Below are 23,824 nucleotides of genomic sequence, written 5' to 3' on the forward strand. Positions count from 1 at the left end.
TGGCAGTGCCGTGGGAGGCAATCTGTGTCTGGATCGTGGCTATCATCATTGTCTGTGCGCGGAGAACCGTTCTGCGGGATGATCCCAGACATGTGATGGATCTGTCGTCAAGAAGTGTGACCCCATTCTTTTTGCCCGCGCATATAAAAAAGGAATGGTGCTACTTCGGGATTGGTCGGGAAGCGGTGCCCTAGCCGAGCCCCGGAGATAGGTGCAGTTCGTGCGCAGGAATCCGGAGGTGAAATCCTGTAGATCGCTTCATCATGTTTGAACGAGGTTTCCATGGCCATATCGGTAGCTATGCGGTCGTCCGGTCGACTATGAACGGGGATGGCGGTGGGTGAATGGCCGGGAACATGCTAAGGAGATGGATACGGTTCATTCACCAGTAGGCGTTCAGGCGTCACGTCGCCTCGTCATCACGGCAAAAGAAAACAGAAAAATCTGGGTATCGGGGCACGGAGTTTGGTGTTGGTGCAATAGGACGGTTCCGCCCACTCCACCGTGAGAGAGCGCATGGTGGAAGGGGATCGGGTACAGGCCAAGGTAGCCGTGTTCCCTGCATCGGGTTTTATCGAGGACGATCTCTCAGCCGGGCTCAGCTTCCACTCGGCCGAAGATAGCCTGCCCTGTACCAGCCTGTCGGGGATCTTCCGGACGGTGAATCCAGGACCGTCATCATTCGGTCCGAAGTTCCTGTCAGAGCATCATCGGTGTGCACAGGAGCCGAAGAGACGAAAAGAACAGAGTGAGAGTGTTCACGTGTGCCTCACGTATGTCAACCTGGAGCGCCCGATCAGCACCTGTTCTCCCCAGCCGGGCGTCCGACCCGGGCACAGTACCGCTGGAAATCGGAGCACTCATTGCCGGTAGCCCGGACTCCGGTAGGTGATTCCCGCGATGACAGGTAACGCGGCAGCCAGAATGTACCCCCATGCCAGAACGATGCTCGGAGCGCGGGCGGGCCACCAGGTGATCGGAGTCGCTGCGACGGTGATGGCGTACATCATGATCGTGGCGAGAATTCCTGCGGCGATCGTGACCGCGTACCAGCGCCACCCCCAGCCGTCGTTGCGCCGTCGATAGGCATCGAAGAGTACGGGGAGGCATCCGAGCAACGCAAGGAACGCGGCGAGGATGACCAGCAACCGGGTCGCCGGGGTATCGGCTCCGAGGGCGGCCCATCCCACTGCCCCGGCACCGAGAATGCTGAATCCGGTCCGCGGAGCCCATTTCCGCGGCAGCTCTCCCAGGCCGCCAATCAGACAGCACATGATGGCCGGAGGTGTGATGTACACCGCTCCTAGGGTTGCCACCAACATCAGTTCGTCCAAGTTGATGATTCTGCTGGCGGCAGTGAGGACACCGAGAATAAGCAGGGCCATGCCGCCCAGGGCGGCCAATCCCCGAAAGACGGTGATACGTCCAGGGAGGTATAGCTGAATGATGGCGCTCGTCGCTCCGAATGCGACCGTCAGTGCGGCCAGAGCAGAGTAACCGATGCTACTCCTGGTGTAGCCGACCCCGAGTGCCGCGAGGATGATCGCTACGGCAGCCGCTATGGATGCGGTGGCAGCGGATACCCCGGGGACGTCATGGTGAGAGGGGAGCTGTGCAGGAGACAAGGAGAGTCAGGCCTTCATCGGTGATCCGGGACAGGTTGCGGCACTCATCTTAATGACTCGGATCCCGACGCCGTGACACACCATCCGACTGGGCACCGGTGAATCGGAGACACAGGGCCAGATGGAACCCAATTGGAAATTGGGCGAACAATCACCATCGAGGGAACCCGGGCGTGGGAATCTGAGCCATTGGACGGAGGGGGAAGCTGGTGGTGGATTCCACAGAGCAGTGTGGCGGCGGCTATTCTCCCTACCCGTTCCTGCCTGAGTAGGAGGTTAGGGTAGCCGTGGAATCACTATCGGCCCTCGTCTCCGCATTCAACATGATGGCGTTGCGCAAGATTCGGCCGCCCCAATGTCAGACCGGCTCCGCAAGCTGTGACGGAGAAGTATCATCGCGTAGTCGTTTCAGTACGTTTTCTGCTGAGATCAGGCACATCGGCACACCGACGCCGGGGACCGTGGTGCCCCCGGCGTAGTACAGACCTTCCACGAGATGACTGGCGTTGGTGCCACGCAGAAACGCGGACTGGGAAAGGGTGTGAGCGGGACCGATACCGCCTCCGCGCCAGGAATTGTAGCGTGCTGAAAAATCCGCTGGTCCGAGAGTTCGGCGTACCACGATCCGTTCAGCCAGATCGTGCACCCCCGTCCACCGGGCAATCTGGTCGATCGCGTCATCGGCGATGGCCTCCACCAGAGATGAGGGATGCTCCGAGTAGGCGGATCCGTGCCCGATCCCCGGATCCGCAGGTACCGGAATCAGGATGAAAAGATTCTCGTGTCCCTCCGGGGCGACATCGGGGTCTGAATCAGATGGTTTGGAGATGTACAGCGACCGTGATGCGGGGAATTCTCGGTCGGTGCAGGAGCCGTCGAAGACAGCATCGAAGTCAGCGCCCCAGTCGCGAGAGAACAAGAGGGTGTGGTGGGCCAGTTCGGGGAGGGTGCCTCGCACACCCAGCATCACCAGGACGGTACCGGGGCCTGGGTTACGGGTACCCCACCATTTTTCAGGATAGCTTCGGAGGTGGGCAGGCAGCAGGGCAGTTTCTGTGTGGTGAAGATCGGCGCAACTGACCACGATGTCCGCGGAGATGTCTTCGACTGCGCCGTCGGCGGTACGGACCCGTACTCCGGTGGCGCGGGCGACGGTGGGCCGCACACGGCCGAAGGCTGCGGGCATCCGCCGACGTGGTGCTCCCGGATGATCCGTCGTGGTGATCCGGAGCACCCTGTTCGCGGTCCGGATCTCTGCTCCGGCGTCGCGGGCGACCCGCTCGATGGCGTCAATGAGTGCGGCGAAACCGCCGACGGGATAACGAACTCCCTGATCCAGGTCCGTGTGGCTCATTAGATGATAGAGCGCCGGAGTCTGATCCGGGCGGGAGGAGAGGAAGACCGCGGGATAGGTGAGGATCTGACGGAGACGAACATCCTCGACATAGCGATGCGCGAAATCCTCCATGGAGGTGGTCAGCAATAGTGCCAGGGTCGACAGCCGACGCCCCACCGCACGGTTGATGAATCCGGCGGGGCCCGTGAATGTGGTGTAGAGGAACTTCTCCACCGCGATGCGGTAGGCATCCGCCGCTGAGTCGAGATACCGGTCAAGTTGCCGCCCGGCGCCGGGCTCGACGGATTCGAAGAGTGCCGTGACTCTGCCGCGACCCGCGGGAACATCGAGTGGCGCATGCCCCTCCGGGTAAACCCGGTAAGCAGGGTCGAGGGTGATCAACTTGAGTTCCGACTCTGTGCTTGTCCCCATGAGGCGAAAGAAGTGATCGAAAGCATCGGGCATGAGGTACCAACTGGGACCCGTGTCCCAGCGGAAGCCCGGAGCTTCGTCCACCGTGAGGGTTCCCGCTCGACCTCCCGTGTTACTGCCCTGCTCGATGACGGTCACACTCAGGCCTTCCCGGGCCAGAAGTGCGGCGGTCGCGAGTCCGGCGGCACCGGCACCGATGACGACGGCCGTACGGGGTGCGGTGGTTTCGGTCATGTTCTCGTTTTTCCTCGGTGTCGGATCGATGGTGCGGACGGTGGTCTCCCGGAGCACCCGGATGCCCCGGGACGGGCCAGTGAGAAGGTGGGTGGGGTTCAGAAGGTACCGGTTAGGTGTCGATAGCAAGTCCACCGACACATCGTGGTGACGAGTGGAGTCCTCCAATGACTAATTGTGCACCGCGCGGTCCTCCGGATGGCGAGATACCCCGACACCAGATATGTCGGAGTCTCCCTCCACCTGGTGTCGGGCCGCGGGATGTGATTCGGGCAAGATCCACACCGGGCCGATGTCGCAGAGCCACAGACCCGTAATCGAGCGGGGGACAGGAAACACCAGCGGGACATACAGGTCGACATTGAGGGACACCTATCAGTGCACCCGCGTGACCCGTGCGGGTCTCCACAACAACATGAAGGGAGTCACGGAGCCTGCGAGCACCAGGAAGGTGGTGAGGAACCGGGTGTGTACATCCACGGAGTTCAACAGGGCGAGAGTCAGGGCGCCGATGGCGATGGACAGTGTCATACCCGTGATACCAGCCACCTGAAGCGCTGAACCGATGAAGCCGCTCTGTTCCGGTGTGCTGAGTTCAAACGGTTCGCTGGACAGACGCGGATAGATGAAACCGATGCCGAACGCAGACAAGCCCCAACCAGCCACAGCGAGTAGCCACGGCGCACCGACTCCCGCGGTCACTGCCACGATGAGCAGACCCGTAGCCATCGCGGCACCGGAAAACCGGGCGACAGCGGGCATTGACCAGTCGTCTGCGAAATGTGCCTGGATCTGTGAACCCATGAACCAAGTGACGCCACTGGCCGTCAGACCGAGACCCGTGAGCGTAGGTCCGAGGCCATAGGCCTGAGCGAGCAAGAGAGGGACGTAGATTTCGGCGCCGAGCACCATATCGGTGAGTATCCGTGAGGCGATCAACCGGGGAACACCGATGCGTCCCCGTAACGTTCCAGCGGGAACCAATGGCTGTATGGACACCGCGATCAATGGTGCCGCGATGATGAATGAGACCAGTCCGGTGCCGAGTGCGAGGTGGGGGGAGTAGTTCAGTATCCCGGTCGCAGCCGAGAGGAGCAGAGCCGCGCCCAGCATCCGGATACCGGTACGCGACAATGATCCCCGTCTGGCCGGGAGCGTGCGAATTGCGGGAAGCATCAGGATCGCCGCGATGATGAGTAGGAACAAAGTGAACAGGAAGACCGAATGCCAGCTCAATGATTCGGTGAGGATTCCGGCGAATGCCGGGCCGATGAGTGACGGGATCACCCAGGCACCGGCGAATGCCGCGAAGATCCTTGGCCGCAGAGCCGCAGGATACATTTGTGCGATCATCGCGTAAATCGCTACGATCACCGCGCCGATTCCGAAACCTTGGATGCCCCGGGATATCAGGAACACCGTCATATCAGGGGCGATGACCGCTAGTCCAAGTCCGGCCGTCAAAATTCCGGTACCGGTGAGCATCGACAGCCTGGCCCCTGCGATGTCGGTGGTGATTCCCGCCGCAACCATTGCCACGATGGACACCGCAAAAGGAATGGAGAACGCCAGCGAATAGGCATCGGTGTTCCCCAGTTCCTCGGTGATACGTGGCATGACCGCAGTGACGGCTGTGTTGTCGAAAGCGCAGGCGGTGATCGCCATGAGCAAACCGATGGTCGTGGCGAAATAGGTGGGTGAGAAGATGCCGTTGACTCGGGAGTCACCGGAATCTGACCGGGTTGCGCTACTGGGCATGACGGCCGATCCTACCGCTACTTCAGGTGCGTGAGGTACTCCGAGTACCCACCAACAGCATGGAACATGCTACCGCGTTCTATCGTGGGAACTCGCTGACCACCACACGTATCGCCATCTGTGATGGAGACGGTCGCGGTCCTCGGCCTGGTTCGTTCATTCGGGGGTAAGACAACGCCCACTCGGTCACCGGCTGATCGCGGGAGCCGGTGGGCGTTGGCCATGCACGTTGAGATGAGCCTAGAACTCCAGACCCAGCAGCGCGTTCTCGATGAGTTCCGGGAGCGCCGGGTGGATCCAGTACTGGTCGTGGGCGACCTCGCGGACATCGAGACCAAAGGCCATCACGGTGATGAGCTGCTGGATCAGTGTGGCGGCCTGTGGACCGATGATGTGGGCACCAAGCAGTTGGCCACTCGTCCGGTCGGCGATGAGTTTTGCGAATCCGGTGGTGTCCTCCATCGCCCAGCCGAAGGCGACGTCCCCGTAATTCTGTATTTTGACCGTGATGTCATGTCCAGCGTCGCGGGCCTCATCCTCGGTGAGCCCGACGCTGGCGATCTGTGGATGAGTGAAGATGGCCGCGGGAACGTTCTTGTGCGGCATCGGCTTCATGTCATCCGGGTTCAGCAGGTTGTGCTTCACTGCGCGCATCTCGGCGTTGGCGACGTGCTTGAGCTGGTAGAGCGAGCTTACGTCACCGAGTGCCCAGACGCCGTCGGCGGTGGTGCGACCGAACTCATCGACCTTCACGCGTTGCCCATCCATCTCGATGCCGGCGGCGTCGAGATTCAATTGATCCCCGTTCGGGGTACGACCGGTTGCGACGAGCAATACTTCGGAGGTCACCTGAGTTCCGTCGTCGAGTTGCAGTGTCACCCCGTTCTCGTCCTCGGTCGCACCTGTCGGGGTGACGCCGAGATGCAGGGTGAAACGGGTACCCGCGACCTCGGTGTAGCGGGCCGAGATGTCGGCATCGGTCTTACGCAGGAGCTGTTTCGACCGGTTGACTAGGGTGACATCCACGCCGAGAGAGGCGAAGACGTGCGCGAATTCGACGGCGATGAAACCACCGCCGAGGATCGTCATCGTTTTCGGTAGTTCCTCCAGGCGCATGATGTTCTCGTTGGTGTAGTACGTCACACCAGATTCAGTGATGGTGGGCAGAATAGTCGGGCGCGCACCCGCGGCGATGATGATGGTGTCGCCGGTGATGGTCACCACCTCGTCACCGGAACCCGTCTCAATGGTTTTCGGCTCGACGAAGCGGGCCGCCCGGTCGTAGACGTCGATGTTCGGGGTCTCATCACCGCGCCGGTATGCCTCGCCTCCGTCTGCGATGGGGTCGATGCGGCGTCCGAAGACGCGCTCGCGTATCGACGACCAGTCCACTCCATTGAGCTGTGCGTCCAGGCCGTAGGTGGCAGCGTTACGGATCTCCTCCGCGATGTCGGCGGTGTAGACGTACATCTTCGTTGGGATGCAGCCGACGTTCAGGCAGGTACCGCCGAAGCGTCCCTTCTCGATGATAGCTATTCTCTGGTCTTGGAATTCCGGACCCGGGATTGAGTTTCCTGATCCGGTTCCAATGATGATGAGATCGTAGTGTGTGCTGGTGGCGGGAGTCGTCATGGTGTGAGTCTGTTGTTCCTCATCGTATCGGGAGTGAATGTGTGCTCGGGCGTTTCAGTACAGTGGGTTTTGCTGGTGGATCGTCGTATTTAACCATTCGAACGTGTGAGTGAAAGCCCTTTCTCTCGAGTGGTGCAGTGAAAGCCAGACATCATGTCGGGCCCCGTCAATCGGCGACACGGTGACGTGTGCACCGAGTGACGGAGCCCACTGTTGAATCTGTTTCACGTTGAGCACCGCGTCCGAGGTGTCGGTCATGGCAGAGTACGGCTTGTTTAACCAGCTCCTCGTAGAACACAACACCAGAACCGGTACACCGCATTCCACACCCCCCGCATGGATGGTGTCCTGGGCACGGACGATGGCAGCCAACCAGCCGATGTTCTTTGCGTGGCCCGCTATGGGTTTGATTCTCGTGTCAAAGTTCCACTCGCCGTGGTAATCCACGTGAATTGACTCTCCGTAGCACGCCAGGCCGCCAGGAAGATCGAACCTCGGGAAGCGGTCGCCCAATGCTCTGATCAGGGGACGGGACCAGCGGTGTAGCGGCGCCGGGAACATCAGGTCGAGCCAGGGGCTGTTCAACACAGCGGCGGGAATTGAGGAGTGCCGGGCGGCGGACACCGGATCCCCGGTCGCTGCGGCGCGGCGTAAGTGATCCAACCAGAGTGGAGCGATGAGTCCACCGGTGGAGTGGGCCTGAATGATCACGCTGGAGTGGTGTTCCCGTACCGCATCGAGGACCGCATTGAGATCCTCGAAGTAACGACGCACATCTCGGACGTCGTGCCATGCCTGTCCGGGAAGATGTGAACGTCCGCACTTACGGAGGTCCACGCCGTAGATGGCGTAGCCCTCCGTGTGGAAACGTTCAGCGACATGCCGTTGAAAGAAGTAGTCGCTCATCCCGTGGATGAAGATCATTGCGGGCCTGGAATCAAAATCCGGGCATGCCTCGGGAAGATACCTGATCAGGGTTGCCACCACTGGACCGTCACCCTCCGGATCGGTACCCAGCCGCAATGTGCGGCGGGTGAATCCGGACCCCAGGATGTCGGGCGTGTATGTGTCGGAGAAAGGCAGGCCACTCATGTGGAACACCCTATCCCGAGGACCGGAGATAGTGAGCAGAACCGGGTCCGGATGTCGAACGTGAAGCTGAATGCGGCCCGCCATCGGAGGCTACATACCGATCTGGTGTCTTCCTGAATGCAACAGGTCCTGTGTGGGAACTTAGATCACGGATTCTGCAAGGAATGCATCAGGGACTCCAGTGCTCCGGGACTGAAGCTGGGCAAGAAGGGGGTGCCGGAAGAAACGTCCCCGATACTGGCCAGGATCATCGGTAAATTCAGCGCGGTGATGATCGCGAGGACAGATCCCAGTATGGTCAGGAAGCCGGCTGTGACCATCACTTCTCCGGTACCGGAGGATGAACCGTTGGACGGAGTGGTTGTCGGGCAATTCATGACGCTTACCGGGATGATCAGCTCGCTGGGAGTGCCACCTGAAACCGTGACCTGGACCGTCTGCTGTGTTTCACCGGTTTTCGTGGTGTCTGCGGGTGTCACGACATTGATGACTGCATCTTCCGGTAGCCCGGTTACCCCGGACCGTGGATCGATCTTTTCACCTTCGCACACGGAGACAGGTTCGGTTGTTAGGTCCGGTGCCCATATAGCGAGTGGTCGTGCATCGGAGTGATCTGAGGTGGAGTCCAGAGGTACGCAGGACTGAAGCTCCTTGAGGGTGTAGAAGGGGGAGCCATCGGCAATGGGCTGGCACTTCGGGCCGAAGGGGGTCTCCTTCTCGTTGAACAACATCCGCACGAGGGTGATACCAGCGCTGTTTCGGAAGGCGTCCCACTGGATGTTGGTGGCCATCGGCACGGTCACCGATGAGTTCCACGGATTATCCTTGTCGTAGAACTTGCCGGGGGGCGTCGGGTGGTTCGCCTGCGGGATCTGGAGGTAGCTCTCGACGGGACCGAGTGTTTCTCCGTGGGTGAAGTAGAAGTTGGCTGCAATATCTGACTGGCCGTTGGCCCGATCGTCGACGTCCTTGAGCAGTAAACGGACAAGGGGATCATAGATCCGGTAGGAATCCGAGGAACCCTCGCGTCCCGGCCCGAAGGTGTAGAAGTCGTGGGCGTCGTAGATGTGGCGCATCTCCCGGGCGGTCCGTGGGGTCATGTACTTTTCGGTTGCCCATCCATCCACTGGAGCTTCGGCTTCAGCGGCCAGTAGTCGGGCGTAGCCATTGACCGTGTAGAACTGGTGCGCCTGGGAAATGGCTTTCTCGTCGTCCAGCGTTGCGATGTAGCCGGGGGAGTAGAGATGACTAAGGATCTCCCGGGCAGCGGCGATGATCTGTGGATCCTTGTATGCGGCTGCACTGGCTTCTTTTTCGTCTGGCAGATTCTGTGAAGCTTTATAAGCTTCATAATCGGGATTGTCTGTATTCTTGTACTCGACCATGAGCTTAGACTGCGGGGTCTGGCTTCCGTCTTCCGCGAATACTCCGGTGTTAATGGGAACCGGTGCAGAAGCGTCGTATCCCATGGATTCTGCGAGTGCAGTGTCTTTGTCGTGGAGCCCGATCGCGAAGTTCACACCGGAAAGTTGTGAGCGTCCCTTCGGTGAGCTGTGGAACGTGAGTTTGTCGGTACTGCCGGGCGTGGCGATGCGATCGTAGAATTCCCTATTGCGCTCATGGTTGCGCTGACCGATGCCCTGCCACTCGTGGGCACCAAGTTTGGTGAGTGTTCCGTATCCGCCGTCGTCCGGTGGGGTGATGTCATTGTTGGCTGGGAGGTCTTTGGTCATTTGCCGGATTTGCCGGATCTGGTCGAGCACCTGTTCTCCGAGGGGTGTCAGTGCTCCAGGAGTTTTCTGTGCTGTTTCCAGGTACTTGATCGTGCTCTTGTATCGGGATGAAGAACTCGCTCCCCGAGAACCATGGCGTCCGAGCACCATGGTGTACACCTGCTCGAACCCCTTGGGAGGGGTAGTCGTATCTTCTGGAGTGCCCATGGGGATGTACTGGTTCTTGAATCCGTACTGGGGCTCGAGGGGTTCGTCAGCGGCGGCGTAACCGAGCAGGGGGTTGATACTGACGGTAACTGCCGCTGTCAAGAGGACAGCGTGTGTTGTCTTCTTCAGACGTGATGGAAGCATGAAGGTGAGGATCCTTCTTCGTAATTGAGGTGATTGAGACAAAAGTTGAGTCGATTCGATGTGAAACCTATGTGTCTAAGCGGGTTTTTTGGAACATTTTTCACCTAAAATTCACTTAATTTTCAAGAATCGTTCACGCTAGGGGGTGTGATATCTCGCAGTGCTGTCGTGGTCGGGGGTAGGCACGAACGTGGGGGGTGATGGGGGTGGATGTTTCTCTCCTTATTGCTTGGTGACTGGTCTCTAGTGAGGGGCATGCCGATGTGGTAATCCGAGGTTCTTGGGAGTGGTGGGTTCTAGTCAACTTCCATCGGGGGTGTTTCCGGGTGTGAATGTGGGCATGGGGGATGCCCTTATGCTGATAGCTCCGGGGCTTGAGGCGTAAGGTGTTACAGCGATAGGCCAGTCCAGGGATCCCTGATCGGGCCGTACCGGTGCTGGTGAAGGCCCTCTTGGCTGACAATTGCCGGTAGGGATATCCCAGCGGGTTCCGTCGGTTTGCTGTCACATTCTGCGTTTCGGTCGGACTTTGCGTTCCGGAGGCGCGCAGATACCGGTGGGGGCTGTCATGGTGAAATGGCGGATATGAAGAGAACCCGTTTCCCGGGACTGGGACGAATGCACAATTCAGAGAACTAGCGAAGGTTGAATACAGTGTCTGACTCCAAGGTTTCTGCAGTTCATGTGACGGATGAGGTCGATGTCTGCCTGATCGGTGCCGGTATCATGTCCGCCACGCTCGGCGCGATGCTCCGGCAGCTCGAACCAGAGTGGTCACAGCTTGTGTTCGAGCGGCTCGATGGCCCTGCGGAAGAGTCCTCATCTCCCTGGAACAACGCCGGAACCGGCCATTCGGCACTGTGTGAGTTGAACTACACCCCGGAGGTCCGGGGCAAGATAGAGATCACCAAGGCCGTAGCCGTCAATGAGAAGTTCCAGATTTCCCGCCAGTTTTGGGCACATCTCCTGGAGAACGACGAGCTCGACAATGCCAGGGGTTTCATCAACCAGGTACCCCACGTCTCTTTTGCGCAGGGGAACGACCAGGTTGAGTATCTTCGCAAACGCTATGAAACGCTGTCCGCGCATCCGCTCTTCCCGGAGATGCGCTACACCGACGACCCACAGAAATTCTCCGAATTCCTCCCCCTGATGGCGGAAGGGCGTGACTTCGACAGGGAGAAGGTCGCTATTTCCTGGACTGAGTCCGGAACTGACATCAACTATGGTGCACTCACCCGTCAGTTTCTTCGCAACGCCAAGGAAGCGGGTACGGAGATTCGTTATGGACACGAGGTTGCCGACATCATTCGGGACGGGGCCAAGTGGAAGATCAAGGTCAAGAATGTCCACACGGGTGACGTCAGTGTGGTGCGGGCGAACTTCGTGTTCGTCGGCGCCGGTGGAATGGCCCTCCCGTTGCTCCAAAAGTCCGGGATCCCGGAGATCCGCGGCTTTGGCGGATTCCCCGTCTCCGGGGAGTGGCTGCGCTGCACCAATGAGGACATCATTGCCCAACATCATGCCAAAGTTTACGGCAAGGCATCTGTGGGTGCTCCACCGATGAGCGTCCCGCACCTGGATACCCGGGTGATCGACGGCAAGACCGGTCTGCTCTTTGGCCCCTACGCGGGGTGGACCCCGAAATTCCTGAAGCACGGATCGTGGTTCGACCTTGCTAAGTCCCTCCGTCCGACCAATGTCCTTTCGATGGCCGCAGTCGGTATCCAGGAGTTGGGGCTGACGAAGTACCTCATTACCGAGGTGATGAAGAAGGAGGAAGCACGGCTCGACGCACTGCGTGAATACATGCCGAGTGCCCGCGCCGAGGACTGGGAACTGGTCACCGCAGGACAGCGGGTGCAGGTCATCAAGCCTGTCGCCGGCCCCCGCTTCGGTTCCCTGGAATTCGGTACCGCCCTCATCAACAATGCCGAAGGCTCGATCGCCGGTATCCTCGGCGCATCCCCGGGGGCATCCGTCGCTCCTGCCGCGATGCTTGAATTGCTCGAGCGTTGCTTCGGGGACCGGATGGTCGGCTGGGGTCCGAAGATCAAGGAGATGGTGCCCACCTATGGCATTAAACTTGCGACGGACGAGAAGATGTTCCGTGAAACCTGGGAGCGTACCCAGAAGATCCTCAAGCTGGAGGGCCAGGACTGACCGTGACGCAGGCTGCCCCCGATACAGGTTTTCCCTTCACTGCGGTCGTTGGCCAGGACCGTTTACGTCTGGCTCTGATCCTGAACGCGATCGCACCCAGAATCGGGGGGGTTGTCGTGCGTGGGGAGAAGGGCACCGCAAAAACGACGACTGTCCGTGCCTTCGCCGCACTACTCGGTGGGGCACCTCTGGTGAATCTTCCCATTGGTTCGACCGAAGACCGTGTCGTCGGTTCTCTTGACGTGGAGACCGTTCTCACCACCGGTCGTGCCGAGTATCGGCCTGGTCTGCTTGCTCAGGCGGATGGTGGTGTTCTCTACGTCGATGAGGTGAATCTCCTCGCGGATCATCTCGTTGACGCACTTCTCGATGCTGCGGCCACTGGTCGGGTCACCATCGAGCGTGACGGAATCTCACATAGTTCTCCCGCGAACTTCGTGCTCGTCGGAACGATGAATCCCGAGGAAGGGGAGTTACGGCCGCAGCTACTCGACCGTTTCGGTCTTGCTGTCGATGTCGCCGCTTCGCGAGATGTCGAGGTCCGAACGGAGATCATCCGCCGTCGACTGGCTTTCGAGGCAGATCCCGTTGGTTTCGCGGACGCATGGTCATCAGAGGATGGTGATCTCGCTGACCGTATCGTCCGTGCCCGTCGGATTCTTCCGGATGTTGAGCTGACGCAAACCAATCTCGTTCGGATCGCCCACATCTGTGCGAGTTTCGACGTTGACGGTATGCGTGCGGATCTGGTGATCGCTCGGACAGCCACCGCCTGTGCCGCATACCGCGGTGACACCAACGTCACAGATGAGGACATTCGTACGGCTGCGCACCTTGCACTTCCGCACCGTCGTCGTCGGGATCCGTTTGATGAACCGGGACTCGACGAGGAAAAACTTGATGACGTGATGGAACAGGCACGCGAAGAGTATCCCGGAACCGAGCAACCGGACGATACACCAGGTCCGGAAAGTGAATCGGCTTCGTCGAAGGCGCCGGATGCCTCAACACCGAATCTGTCGGCGGAACAAGAGGAACCGGCGGAACGACCCGACAACGACGGGAAAGCAGGTCGCGCCGAACAGGGCGCCCCCTTTCGTTCCCAGGATTCTCAGACGGATGAACAATGGCGCCGAGGGGAGCCCCGGTAGGCGTTCGAAGGCGTATTCTCCCCAGGGGCAGAACATACGTGCCGTCGTCGGTGGACGTGGAGTGAACATACCGGGTTCGGTGCTTGCGGCAGCGGAGCGTGGCGCGGCGGTCATCGATGGGCTCATTGATTTTCGTCCGGGGGACCTGCGGGGTTCCCTCCGGCGCGGTAAGGAGTCCAATCTGATTGTCTTTGTCGTTGATGCCTCCGGTTCAATGGCCGGAAGGGACCGGCTCTCCGCAGTGACGGGTGCCGTGGTGTCCATGCTCCGGGACGCTTATCAGCGGCGGGATCGAATCGCTGTGATCTCAGTCAGGGGAAGTGCACCGGAACTGCTGCTTCCGCCAACCGGCTCCACTGTCGCCGCTGTACGTAGACTTGACGGAGCTCCCACCGGAGGGCGCACACCGCTCGGTGAGGGGCTGATGATGGCACATGAACTCATTGAGAGGGAGTATCGCAGGGAACCCGGCCGTCGGGCACTGCTCGTCGTATTATCCGACGGGCGCGCCACCGGGGTGTCCGGAACAGGTGGTGTTCGTCGTGCCGCGGCCCGCATCAGGGATCGACGGCTGGCTGGGAGCATCGTCATCGACTGTGAGCGGTCCGGAAGGATTCGTCTCGGGTTGGCAACCGATCTGGCAAAGCGACTCGATGGCGTCTGTGTCCGACTGGATGAGGTGTCGGCGGATGCAGTGGCTGGAGTGATCGAGGCGGTATGAACGGGGTCCATCCCCGGTGGCGCTGATCTTTCGGACTAGGTGGTTGGGTGCGCCGAGTGTGTTCACCCGGCGCTGTCGGGGAGTCGGGACAGAATCAAATCGGTGAACACATCTACGCGGCCGCCGCACGAGTCCAGATCCTCCGGACCCAGGAGAATCTGATCGGTCTTCCCGTCCAGGTAGACGATGACCGGACTGGTGCCATCGGCTGCCCGTTCCGTGTCTGCGTCCATCTCATTGAGGTGCACGGTCTCCAACGGAACGGGTAGTTGTTTGATCGCTTTGGTCCAGTCCTTCCTCGGTCGTGTGGATTTTCCGTGGCTGATGTCGCATAGGCCGCAGTGAGTCGCTCCCCGGATCTTGTTCACGACATAGGTGAGCTCTCCGAGGAGTCCGCCATTGGCGTTGTAGACGCCGACGAGCCGGGCCGGAGTGGAATCTTGGCGATCTTGTGACAAGTGGGGAGTTCCTTATGCGTGGGAAAACGGGATGATACGCCTGGGTCAACGATCACCGGGGTCCAAATATTCCCCGAAGATGTCACTAATTAAGTAAAAATCTGAGTAAAATATAAATAAAAATAAAGAACTCTATCTTTTTTATATTTGGTTAGGGTAAGTTGAGGGAAGTTTAATTCGGCACCGACGACAGAGTGCTTTATGTGCGGTCTCGTCTTAGTACGGGGCATTGTCGCAATACCTCGATAAAAGCGTCGGCCTCCCCACTTCAGAAAGTATTACCATTATGAAACTATCTCCCCGTCGCATTTCCCGTACCGGCCTCGCCGCTGTTGCGTGCCTTTCGATGTCTGTGTCTCTCATGGTTCCCGCCGTTGCACTCGCTGACGAGAACTCGACGATCGGTATCGATCACGTCGCCTCGACCACCCGGTATGCGGAAGATACCCCGGCACTCTCCTGGGGGATTCTGGAGCCGTTCCGTCGGGCTTCCGGTGGTTTCGATCGCGTGTTTGATGGTGCGACACTCCATTCGGGTGTCCCGTCCTTTGCGTTTCTTTCCCGTACAAACCAGGACGACGGCACCATCATCCTGAAGTATGCAGGCACGGCCAACGTCATGAATTTCTGCGGGGAGGACTACACGGGCGAGGATGAGCGTGGAAGCTGCAAGCTCGATTTCACCTTCAGTGAGCCGATCGTGACCTTCAACCCGACTGTCGGTACCGGACAGCTTTCGGTTGTCGTCCACACGTTGGACAAGAAGACCGGGGAGTGGGTGGGGCCGACCCGCGTATCTATGGCGGACCTGGATTTCTCTGAAGCGAGGTATAAATCCGATGAGCCCTCAACGGTCCGGGACGTTGCCGTCACCGTCACCGAGGAAGGTCGTACCGCTCTCAGTGGAAACCCGAGGGGTTCCGATACTCTGGATTCCCTCAATCTCTCCTTCAACGGTGCCGTCACATTCGGCACCGAATCGACTGCGAGCGAAGATTTGAACCTGGAGAAGGAGGTCACCACAGAATTCAAGCGTGAGGAGTCCAATCGCCTGTTCGCACTGCGGGACGGCTCGATTCTCCATGTCACGCGGGGTGGTTTCGGTGGAGATTCCCAGCTCGTCATTGCGGACAACAACCTCGAAAAGTTCGTCAGTTCCGATGATGTGACGATCAACCGTGGTAATCCCTCGGCCTTCAAATCGGCGACGGATACGCTCTTCTGGGCTGATGGAGACACCATCCGCTATGCCACGGTGACCGCTGAGGGTATCGGCGAGGTCATGGAGCTCGGCATCGTACCTAACTCGAACGTGACGGGGCTCGCATATTCGGAGTCGACCGACACCGTCGGGGTTCTGACCTCTGATCCGGAAACCCGGAGGGGAGTGTTTACCGAGTTCGGTCTCGCAGAATCGAGTCTGTCCATCACGGAACTGCCTCTCACCAGCGAGGTTCGTGGGACTGCTCCCGCTGAGGACGGAGGCGGATACGACAGCACCTACGGTTACAACGGTAACGCCGGTGAAGCCGTGGGGCTCCGTGCGCTTCCGGACGGCACGTTCCTCTACGTCCTCGATGACATCCTGGATGGCCCTGACGGTAGGACGGGATCCACCCCGATCCATATCCGTCCGGGACAGTCCCCCTCGGTCGTTGAGATTGCTGCGGCCAAGGAACAGTTCAAGTCGGTTCAGTACACCGGTGGGCGTCGTACGGTCAGCGTTGTTGGGGAGAACATCGTGTTCTATAACGGTGTGAACAGCGAATCCGAGTCCGTGGGTGTCTACACCTATGCGGACGGAACCTTCACAAAGAAGAGCACCACGGACAAGGTTGAGGTCTTCGATTTCATCGCCGGAGCCACGTTCAACGCAGACGGTAATCTCGTGATGGTCAGCGCCAGTGAAGGCGAAGACCTCGTGATACTTGATCCGATCACACTTGAGGTCATCAAATCCTCCCCTGTTGGTTCATCGCTGCGGTACACCAACAGCAAATCCCCCGACACTCTGAAGATCGTCGGCGATGACATCTTCGTCTCCGGTGTTGAGGGATACGGTTCCACAGACAAACTGACCTTCATCAAGGTTGGCGCAGTCGGAGAAGATGTCACGGTCGGTACGGCAGACGGCTCACTCAAAACGGTTGAACTGGGTTCCTCCGATGCGAATAAACCGTTGAAGGGTACGGAAACTCCGGATCCGAAGGACGGCGACAACGGGACAGATGAGTCGCAGGACGATCTGTCTTCAGATGCCAGTGCTCGGATTGATGAGCTTTCCACCAAAGCGGCATTCGGCTTCGGCGGGTTGGGGCTCGTCTCACTGCTGACAGTAGGCGGCATCTTCGCGATGATCACAGCCTTGTTCCACTTCATCAAGACCCAGATGCCGAGCGGTTTCCAGCTTCCCCCGATGTCGGGGCTGCACCGCTAACGTCGCCGGGTGCCTGCACCGAACCGCTACCGGGTGGTAGCGGTTGGCGGTGGCCCAGGAAGAACGTGTTCCCCCGCTCCCTCTCGAGAGAGCGGGGGAACAGTCATGTCCGCAAGAACTCGGTGTGCCGACCGTCCTGTACACCGGTGGCTTCATGTTCCGCGATAGGATGACCCAGGACCTTTCCCCGATGAACATGAGGATGACATGCCCAAGGGAAAACTTGATCCCGCCAGCATTCCCGATGATGGTTTGACTACCCGGCAACGACGCATGCTGCCCGTCACCGCTGTCCACACGGGCCCCGGCAAGGGTAAATCGACGGCGGCCTTCGGTATGGCTCTACGTGCCTGGAACCAGGGAATGAACATCGGGGTATTCCAGTTCGTGAAATCCGCGAAATGGAAGGTCGGTGAGGAAGCGGTGTTTCGCAGACTCGGGAATCTCCACGAACAGACCGGGATGGGCGGTCCGGTTGAGTGGCACAAGATGGGCGAAGGCTGGTCCTGGGCGCGGAAACCAGGGGCGGTGGAAGATTACGCCCGGGACGCCGCGGATGGATGGATGGAGATTCGTCGCCGGATTCTAGCGGAGGCCCACGATTTCTATGTCCTCGACGAATTCACCTACCCCATCAAATGGGGCTGGATTGACGTCGATGAGGTTGCGGAGACACTAAGAACCAGACCGGGGCGCCAGCATATCGTGATGACAGGTCGGGATGCGCACCCGAAACTCCTTGAGATATCCGATCTCGTGACCGAGATGACCAAGATCAAACACCCGATGGATCAGGGACGTAAAGGGCAGAAGGGAATCGAATGGTAGTACCGGGGCTGTGCATCGCGGCTCCGTCATCCGGGACAGGCAAGACCACCATCGCAACAGGACTCATCCGAGCTCTCGCCCGGCGCATGGAAGTCGCCCCGTTCAAGGTTGGTCCCGACTACATTGATCCCGGCTACCATGGTCTTGCTGCGGGGCGGGTCGGGCGAAACCTGGATTCCGTGATGTGCGGTGGCAGTCGCATAGGGCCGCTCTACGCCCACGGCTCGTCGGGGTGTGACATTTCCGTGGTGGAGGGGGTGATGGGATTGTTCGATGGTCGTATCGCACCCGGATCGGACCCCGTGTGCGCGCCGGGTTCAACCGCTGAGATCGCCCACACTCTGGGTCTCCCCGTCGTACTCGTCGTCGATGTCCGGGGAATGAGCCAGTCCATCGGGGCACTCGTCCGGGGGTTCGCGACCGCGGTCGACGGTGTGCGGCTTGCCGGCGTGATACTCAATCAGGTCGGTACTGAACGGCACGAAGCCATCTGTCGGAGAGCATGCGAGGCTGTCGGAGTTCCGGTGTTCGGTGCGCTACCGAGATTCGCGGACATTGAGGTTCCGTCCCGGCATCTGGGTCTGGTCACGGCTGTTGAACGAGGTGGTGTCGCCGTCGCAGCGGTGGAGCGGATGGCGGACCTGGTTGAGCGGCATCTCGATCTCGGCTCGCTCATCGCTGCCGCCGACTGTGGATGGAACGGAACATCCTGGGCACCCGAAAGTGAGGTCAGCAGGGTGGGGGATCCGACGATCGCTGTCGCCGGAGGCCCCGCATTCACGTTCGCCTACGCCGAACACACCGAACTTCTTGTTGCGGCAGGTGCCCGGGTCGTGCGTTTTGACCCGCTCGTCGATGATCTACCCGACTGCGACGGACTCATCATCCCCGGTGGTTTCCCCGAGGAACATGTGGAGAACCTCGCCGGTCGAAACGGACTCCGTATGCAGGTACGGGACCGGATCGCGGACGGGATGCCCGTCCACGGGGAATGCGCGGGGCTGCTGTGGCTCACCGCGAGCCTCGACGCGCACCCGATGCTCGGGGTGATCGGTACCCACGCGGTCATGGGCAGGCGGCTCACCCTCGGCTACCGGGAAGCAGTTGCGATATCTGATTCGTTGCTTCACCGGGAAGGGGAACGAGTGACCGGGCACGAGTTTCACCACACTGCGCTCACTGCCACAATCGTCCCCGGGTGGGCACCATCTTGGGGCTGGCGCGGTTGGGACGGTCGCAGCGTACGAGAAGGATTCACCAACGAGACGGTGCACGCGTCCTATCTGCACTGTCACCCGACTTCGGTACCTCAGTCGATTGAACGTTTCGTGTCCGCCTGTAACTAGCCCATCGACGGAAACCGACTGGAGCGGGTGAGGTTTCCGTGTCTCTGGACCGTAGCGGGAATCAGAGTTGGTGGGTGCAGCGGTCCTGTGGGGCAATGCCCTCGGTGGACTGAGAACAGACCTGACTCCAACCCAGGTAGGCATGAGTCGAACGACTACACTGGACACCTATGAGTTCACCCACCAGCCCTGGAACCGGACAGCCTGCTCCCGGCCGCGTCACCCTCGTGGGCGGCGGGCCGGGAGCCTATGACCTCATTACCGTCCGCGGCATGAATCGTCTCCGGGACGCCGATGTCATTGTCGCCGACCATCTCGGGCCGACCGGTGATCTTGACAAACTCTGTGACGTCACAGACAAAGAGGTCATCGACGCATCGAAACTCCCCTACGGGAAACAGATGGCACAGGAGAAGATCAACGAACTCCTAGTCGCCCATGCCCGCGCCGGGCGCACCGTCGTCCGGCTGAAGGGCGGTGACCCCTATGTCTTTGGCCGGGGATTCGAGGAACTCGTCGCCTGTCGCGAGGCAGATATCGAGTGCGAGGTCGTTCCAGGTGTCACCAGCGCGGTGTCGGTTCCCGCGGCAGTCGGCGTCCCCGTCACCCAGCGGGGTGTGGTCCACTCCTTCACCGTCGTATCCGGGCATCTTCCGCCCGGTCACCCGAAGTCACTCGTCGACTATGCAGCTCTCGCCCGTACCGGGGGAACCATCGTTGTGATCATGGGGGTGAAGAACTCCCCGTCCATCGCCACCGCACTCATCGCCTCCGGGTGCAGCCCAGAGACTCCCGTAGCTGTGATCCAGGAAGGGACTACGGATAGGGAACGCAGCTTTCGTGGTGTTCTCGGTGAACTCGGTGCACTCATCGCAGACAATGCGGTCTCCCCGCCCGCCGTCATCGTAATCGGAGAGGTGTCCGGCCTGTGACTGCACCTGGAACCGGGCCTCGCGCATCCGAGCTCACTCAGCCTGTGACGGTTTCCGCCCTCGGCTGGCCGCTGGCGGTGCTCTCCGCCCTGCAACTGATGGTCGTCCTCGATGGAACGGTGGTCAACCTCGCTCTCGCACGTATCCAGATCGAACTCGGGCTCACCGACAACCTCCGCTCCTGGGTCGTTACCTCCTACGCACTCGCCTACGGGGGACTGCTCCTGCTGGGCGGGAGACTGGGGGACACCTTCGGTAGGAAAAAGGTGTTCCTCACCGGCGTTGGATTGTTCACCCTGGCTTCCCTGGCCTGCGGACTATCGACGACACCGGTGATCCTTCTCGCGGCCCGGGTCATCCAGGGGATCGGAGCGGCGATTGCCTCACCCACCGCGATGGCCCTCATCGTCGTCACCTTCGCCCCCGGAAAAGCACGTAACCAGGCGTTCTCCGTGTTCGCCATGATGACCGGGATGGGCAGCGTCCTGGGGCTTGTCGCGGGTGGGGCACTCACCGAAGCGAGTTGGCGGTGGATCTTCCTCATCAATGTCCCCATCGGGATACTGATCCTCACCGTCGGCATCAAAGTACTCGCCCGGACCCCTGCGTTCGAACGGATCCGGCTCGACATTCGAGGAGCGATACTCGCCACCGGCGCGTCCACGCTCCTGGTGTTCGGCCTTGCAGAGGGGGGAACCGGCTACTCGGCTGTTGTTGTCGGTGCCCTGATCCTCGGTGCACTCACCCTCGTGGCGTTCTTCTTTTCTCAACGCCATGTCCCCAACCCGGTCCTGCCATTGCACATGTTCGCTAACCGTTCCCGGGCTGCAGTATTTATTTGTCTATTGCTCGTCGGTGCCCTCATGATGGCGATGACCGTGCAGGTCGCTCTCTTCGTCCAGGAGGTCGTCGGCTACGGCCCCCTCAAGGCCGGGCTGGCGTTCATCCCCTTCGCCTTCGCCCTCGGTGCGGGTAGTTGGGTGGCGGGCCTCGTCGTGGAACGGATTGCTCCTCGATTCATCATCGCCGTCGGTGGTCTGATCCTCGTCGCCGGTTTCATCTTCGGATCCACCCTCGGGGTGGAGACCACCTATCTCCCCGATCTCCTCGTCCCGATCCTCATCATCGGATTCGGCATCGGCGTGGTCCTCATCCCGCTCACGCTGTCCGTTGTCGCCGGTGTGAAACCCATCGATGTCGGTCCGCTGACCGCCACCTCGCTGGTTTCCCAGACTCTCGGCGGACCACTCGGACTCGCGGCCGTCACCGCATACGCCGAATACCGGGCACGCTCAGTTCTCGGTGCGGCCTTCGACACGATTGACCGCGCTGCACTCAATGACGCGGCACGTGCGGCGCTCGGAACCGGTTACACCTCATCACTGCTCATCTGCGCGGGCCTGGCGATCGCCGTCGTGATGATCTCCCTGGTCTTCGTTCGTTTCACCCCGGAACAGATACGTGAGGGTAGGGAAGCGGAGAAAGCCAGCACCCTGGGATAGCGCGGTGTATCGATCCCACGGTGGGTGCCCGGTACATCGTGGGGATTCGCCGGAGTGAAGCCTCTCCGGGGAGGAACTGTTGGACAGGCAGGTGACCGAGAGTGCTCCCTGGTGGGTATCCGGCGGACCCGTTTCGGACGGATCTACAGTCATCCCTGAGGCTGATTTTCTCCCGCCCGCTGGGTCCTACGATTGGTAGGTGGACCCGCACCCGATCCGAGAGATCTGTCCGATGCCGCCACCCTTCACCCGTTCCGGAGCCTCCGCCGCGCTTCTGGAGCGTGTCCGCGTCGCTGTCGGCGGACCCGGTAACGCGTTCTGCTACGTGTTCTGTGCGTCCGGGGTCATCTTCTTGGATGCCGGTGGACAGACTGACACACTCTCCTCGGTCCTCTATCTCTTCATTGCCTGCGTGTTACTCGTTGCGCCGGGGTACCCGGAGGCCACCGTCGGAACCACGGGCATCGCGTTGCTGGCGATCCTGTTGCGCGGTCTACCCGGCGGACCTGTGGTCGGCGCGGTGGCCGTGGCGTACTGTGCGTTCCTCACCGCCGCGCGCATAACATCGCGGATCCGCTTCGTGTACCTCGGCGCGATGCTGCTCGGTGCCACCGTGGCCCTGTTGATGCTGTGGAACATCTCTCTCTTCCCCGAAGGAGACAGGTGGCCCGTGGTGATGCTCATGGCGGCCCTCTTCTCGTCGTGGACCTGGGTGGCATTCTTCTGGATGCTCGGCGATGCCGCGCGTCGGCGTCACCGCGACCTTGAGGTACTTCGCCAACGGGCGGAACTCGCCGGGGTGGTGGAACGGACCCGGATCGCTCGCGAGATGCACGACATCGTGGCGCATTCATTGGCTGCGGTGATCTCGCTCGCTGACGGCGCCAGATTTGCGGCGCCTAAGGATCCGCGGGTGGCGGTCGACACGTTGGAACTGATTGCGGAGACCTCCCGGGAGTCGCTGGTTCAGATGCGAGGTTTGTTGAGCGTCCTGCGGGAGGACGAGGGGCGTTCAGAGACGGCGCCGCCCGGAGTCGCTGATATTCCCGGTTTGGTCGCCGATGCCCGGCGGAGTGGATTGGTGCTGCGGGCAGAGGGGCTGGAGAAGATCCCGACGGACTTGTCCCCGTTGTCGCAAATGACTCTGTACCGGTTGGTCCAGGAGATGCTGACGAACATGCTCCGGCACGGGACCGGCACCGGGGATCTCACGGTGGACAGCAGTGACAGGGAAGTCACGGTGACCGCCACGAATCCGACTGGTCCGAAGACGGGAACTTCGGACAGGGGATTCGGGCTCACCGGGATGCGGGAACGCCTCGGGGCGATCGGAGGCAAGCTAGGTGTTGTGGACTCGGGTGCACAGTTCGTGGTGAGAGCGGTGATGCCGAGATGATCCGAGTCGGACTCGTCGACGATCAGCCCCTGGTGCGCGCGGGTTTCGCCATGCTCATCGGTAGCCAGGATGACATGGACATCGCCTGGCAGGCCGGTGACGGTGATGAGATTCCCGACGGGGAATCGGGTGCCGACATCATTCTGATGGATGTCCAGATGGCCCGGATCGGTGGGATTCCGGCGACCAGACGGGTGCTCGCGAGTGACCGCACCGTCCGCGTCATCATGCTCACCACCTTCGACGATGAGCGTTTCGTCAGCGGTGCGATCGCTGCGGGAGCGTCCGGATTCTTGTTGAAGGACGCTCAACCGGAGGAGCTTCTCGACGCCGTGCGCACCGTTCACTCCGGGGCGGCGGTCCTCGCGCCGTCGGTAACCGCAGACCTGCTTGAACGACTGCGGGCACCGGGGCACACGGGTGCGGAGGCGGCAGAAGACCAGAATCCCCCTCCACTGTCCCTCGTTGATCCGCTCACGCCACGGGAAACCGAGATCCTGCGCCTGGTCGCGCTCGGCTACAACAATGATGAGATCGCTGCCCGTGAGTTCGTGTCCATGGCTACGGTGAAGACCCACATCCGGCACATTCTCGCGAAAACGGGTTCCCGGGACAGGGTTCACGCGGTTCTCTACGCCTACCGCACCGGTCTGGTGGGGCGCGCGGAGCTGCTCGCTCACCCCGGGGACTGATATCC

The 23,824-nt window shown here is 60.5% G+C and carries 17 protein-coding genes; 10 read left to right on the forward strand and 7 right to left on the reverse strand.

What is annotated here, in order from left to right; genetic code table 11:
- Window positions 1-860 precede the first annotated feature (860 nt).
- The 6 genes from QWU43_RS02465 to QWU43_RS02490 all read right to left on the reverse strand — a co-directional run bounded on the left by QWU43_RS02465 (window position 861) and on the right by QWU43_RS02490 (window position 10,193).
- On the reverse strand, window positions 861-1,625 hold the full coding sequence (locus QWU43_RS02465; RefSeq protein ID WP_370917043.1) for a hypothetical protein: 765 nt from the start codon (window positions 1,623-1,625) through the stop codon (window positions 861-863).
- 358 nt (window positions 1,626-1,983) lie between these two features.
- Window positions 1,984-3,627, reverse strand: coding sequence for a phytoene desaturase family protein (gene crtI, locus QWU43_RS02470; RefSeq protein ID WP_370917044.1), 1,644 nt, complete (start codon window positions 3,625-3,627; stop codon window positions 1,984-1,986).
- 375 nt (window positions 3,628-4,002) lie between these two features.
- Complete coding sequence (locus tag QWU43_RS02475; protein WP_370917045.1) at window positions 4,003-5,385, reverse strand: MFS transporter; 1,383 nt, start codon at window positions 5,383-5,385, stop codon at window positions 4,003-4,005.
- Between the two features lie 240 nt (window positions 5,386-5,625).
- Window positions 5,626-7,017 carry a mycothione reductase gene (mtr, locus tag QWU43_RS02480; RefSeq protein ID WP_370917046.1) on the reverse strand — a complete coding sequence of 464 codons (1,392 nt, stop codon included), beginning with the start codon at window positions 7,015-7,017 and terminating at the stop codon, window positions 5,626-5,628.
- Window positions 7,018-7,071: 54 nt separating this feature from the next.
- Complete coding sequence (locus QWU43_RS02485; RefSeq protein ID WP_370917047.1) at window positions 7,072-8,109, reverse strand: alpha/beta hydrolase; 1,038 nt, start codon at window positions 8,107-8,109, stop codon at window positions 7,072-7,074.
- Window positions 8,110-8,255: 146 nt separating this feature from the next.
- Window positions 8,256-10,193: a histidine-type phosphatase gene (locus tag QWU43_RS02490; RefSeq protein WP_370917048.1), complete on the reverse strand. Its 1,938-nt coding sequence runs from the start codon at window positions 10,191-10,193 to the stop codon at window positions 8,256-8,258.
- Between the two features lie 654 nt (window positions 10,194-10,847).
- Here QWU43_RS02490 and mqo point away from each other — a divergent pair.
- From mqo to QWU43_RS02505, 3 genes are read left to right on the forward strand one after another with little or no spacing between them, the layout of a single operon-like run.
- A complete protein-coding gene (gene mqo / locus QWU43_RS02495; RefSeq protein ID WP_370917049.1) occupies window positions 10,848-12,356 on the forward strand; it encodes a malate dehydrogenase (quinone) in 1,509 nt (502 codons plus the stop codon).
- 2 nt (window positions 12,357-12,358) lie between these two features.
- Window positions 12,359-13,507 carry an ATP-binding protein gene (locus QWU43_RS02500; RefSeq protein WP_370913941.1) on the forward strand — a complete coding sequence of 383 codons (1,149 nt, stop codon included), beginning with the start codon at window positions 12,359-12,361 and terminating at the stop codon, window positions 13,505-13,507.
- Window positions 13,476-14,228: a VWA domain-containing protein gene (locus QWU43_RS02505; protein ID WP_370913942.1), complete on the forward strand. Its 753-nt coding sequence runs from the start codon at window positions 13,476-13,478 to the stop codon at window positions 14,226-14,228. The genes QWU43_RS02500 and QWU43_RS02505 overlap by 32 nt, the downstream gene beginning before the upstream one ends.
- Before the next feature lie 62 nt (window positions 14,229-14,290).
- On the opposite strand, the gene QWU43_RS02510 is transcribed toward QWU43_RS02505, so the two are convergent.
- Entirely contained in the window at window positions 14,291-14,686 is a 396-nt protein-coding gene (locus QWU43_RS02510) for a hypothetical protein (protein WP_370913943.1), read from the reverse strand.
- A gap of 286 nt (window positions 14,687-14,972) precedes the next feature.
- Here QWU43_RS02510 and QWU43_RS02515 point away from each other — a divergent pair, with 286 nt between their 5' ends.
- The 7 genes from QWU43_RS02515 (at window position 14,973) to QWU43_RS02545 (ending at window position 23,819) form a co-directional block, all read left to right on the forward strand.
- Entirely contained in the window at window positions 14,973-17,123 is a 2,151-nt protein-coding gene (locus QWU43_RS02515; RefSeq protein ID WP_370913944.1) for an HtaA domain-containing protein, read from the forward strand.
- A gap of 207 nt (window positions 17,124-17,330) precedes the next feature.
- Entirely contained in the window at window positions 17,331-17,951 is a 621-nt protein-coding gene (gene cobO, locus QWU43_RS02520) for a cob(I)yrinic acid a,c-diamide adenosyltransferase (RefSeq protein WP_370913945.1), read from the forward strand.
- Entirely contained in the window at window positions 17,945-19,297 is a 1,353-nt protein-coding gene (locus QWU43_RS02525; RefSeq protein WP_370913946.1) for a cobyrinate a,c-diamide synthase, read from the forward strand. The genes cobO and QWU43_RS02525 overlap by 7 nt, the downstream gene beginning before the upstream one ends.
- A 170-nt stretch (window positions 19,298-19,467) precedes the next feature.
- Window positions 19,468-20,229, forward strand: coding sequence for a uroporphyrinogen-III C-methyltransferase (gene cobA / locus QWU43_RS02530; protein WP_370913947.1), 762 nt, complete (start codon window positions 19,468-19,470; stop codon window positions 20,227-20,229).
- Window positions 20,226-21,731 (forward strand): MFS transporter, encoded by a 1,506-nt coding sequence (locus QWU43_RS02535; RefSeq protein ID WP_370913948.1) that lies wholly within the window; start codon window positions 20,226-20,228, stop codon window positions 21,729-21,731. Before cobA ends, QWU43_RS02535 begins: the two co-directional genes overlap by 4 nt.
- A gap of 199 nt (window positions 21,732-21,930) precedes the next feature.
- Entirely contained in the window at window positions 21,931-23,127 is a 1,197-nt protein-coding gene (locus QWU43_RS02540) for a sensor histidine kinase (RefSeq protein ID WP_370913949.1), read from the forward strand.
- Window positions 23,124-23,819 (forward strand): response regulator, encoded by a 696-nt coding sequence (locus QWU43_RS02545; protein WP_370913950.1) that lies wholly within the window; start codon window positions 23,124-23,126, stop codon window positions 23,817-23,819. The genes QWU43_RS02540 and QWU43_RS02545 overlap by 4 nt, the downstream gene beginning before the upstream one ends.
- Window positions 23,820-23,824: the final 5 nt, after the last annotated feature.

This window comes from Corynebacterium sp. CCM 9204 (genome assembly GCF_041357695.1).
In the GTDB taxonomy this organism is placed as follows: Bacteria; Actinomycetota; Actinomycetes; order Mycobacteriales; family Mycobacteriaceae; genus Corynebacterium.

Excerpts from the sequence above, each read along its gene's own strand:
- crtI (WP_370917044.1), bottom strand. The coding sequence starts at position 3,627 with ATGACCGAAACCACCGCACCCCGTACGGCCGTCGTCATCGGTGCCGGT.
- QWU43_RS02475 (WP_370917045.1), bottom strand. The coding sequence starts at position 5,385 with ATGCCCAGTAGCGCAACCCGGTCAGATTCCGGTGACTCCCGAGTCAAC.
- mtr (WP_370917046.1), bottom strand. The coding sequence starts at position 7,017 with ATGACGACTCCCGCCACCAGCACACACTACGATCTCATCATCATTGGA.
- QWU43_RS02485 (WP_370917047.1), bottom strand. The coding sequence starts at position 8,109 with ATGAGTGGCCTGCCTTTCTCCGACACATACACGCCCGACATCCTGGGG.
- QWU43_RS02490 (WP_370917048.1), bottom strand. The coding sequence starts at position 10,193 with ATGCTTCCATCACGTCTGAAGAAGACAACACACGCTGTCCTCTTGACA.
- QWU43_RS02505 (WP_370913942.1), top strand. The coding sequence starts at position 13,476 with ATGAACAATGGCGCCGAGGGGAGCCCCGGTAGGCGTTCGAAGGCGTAT.
- QWU43_RS02515 (WP_370913944.1), top strand. The coding sequence starts at position 14,973 with ATGAAACTATCTCCCCGTCGCATTTCCCGTACCGGCCTCGCCGCTGTT.
- cobO (WP_370913945.1), top strand. The coding sequence starts at position 17,331 with ATGCCCAAGGGAAAACTTGATCCCGCCAGCATTCCCGATGATGGTTTG.
- QWU43_RS02525 (WP_370913946.1), top strand. The coding sequence starts at position 17,945 with ATGGTAGTACCGGGGCTGTGCATCGCGGCTCCGTCATCCGGGACAGGC.
- cobA (WP_370913947.1), top strand. The coding sequence starts at position 19,468 with ATGAGTTCACCCACCAGCCCTGGAACCGGACAGCCTGCTCCCGGCCGC.
- QWU43_RS02545 (WP_370913950.1), top strand. The coding sequence starts at position 23,124 with ATGATCCGAGTCGGACTCGTCGACGATCAGCCCCTGGTGCGCGCGGGT.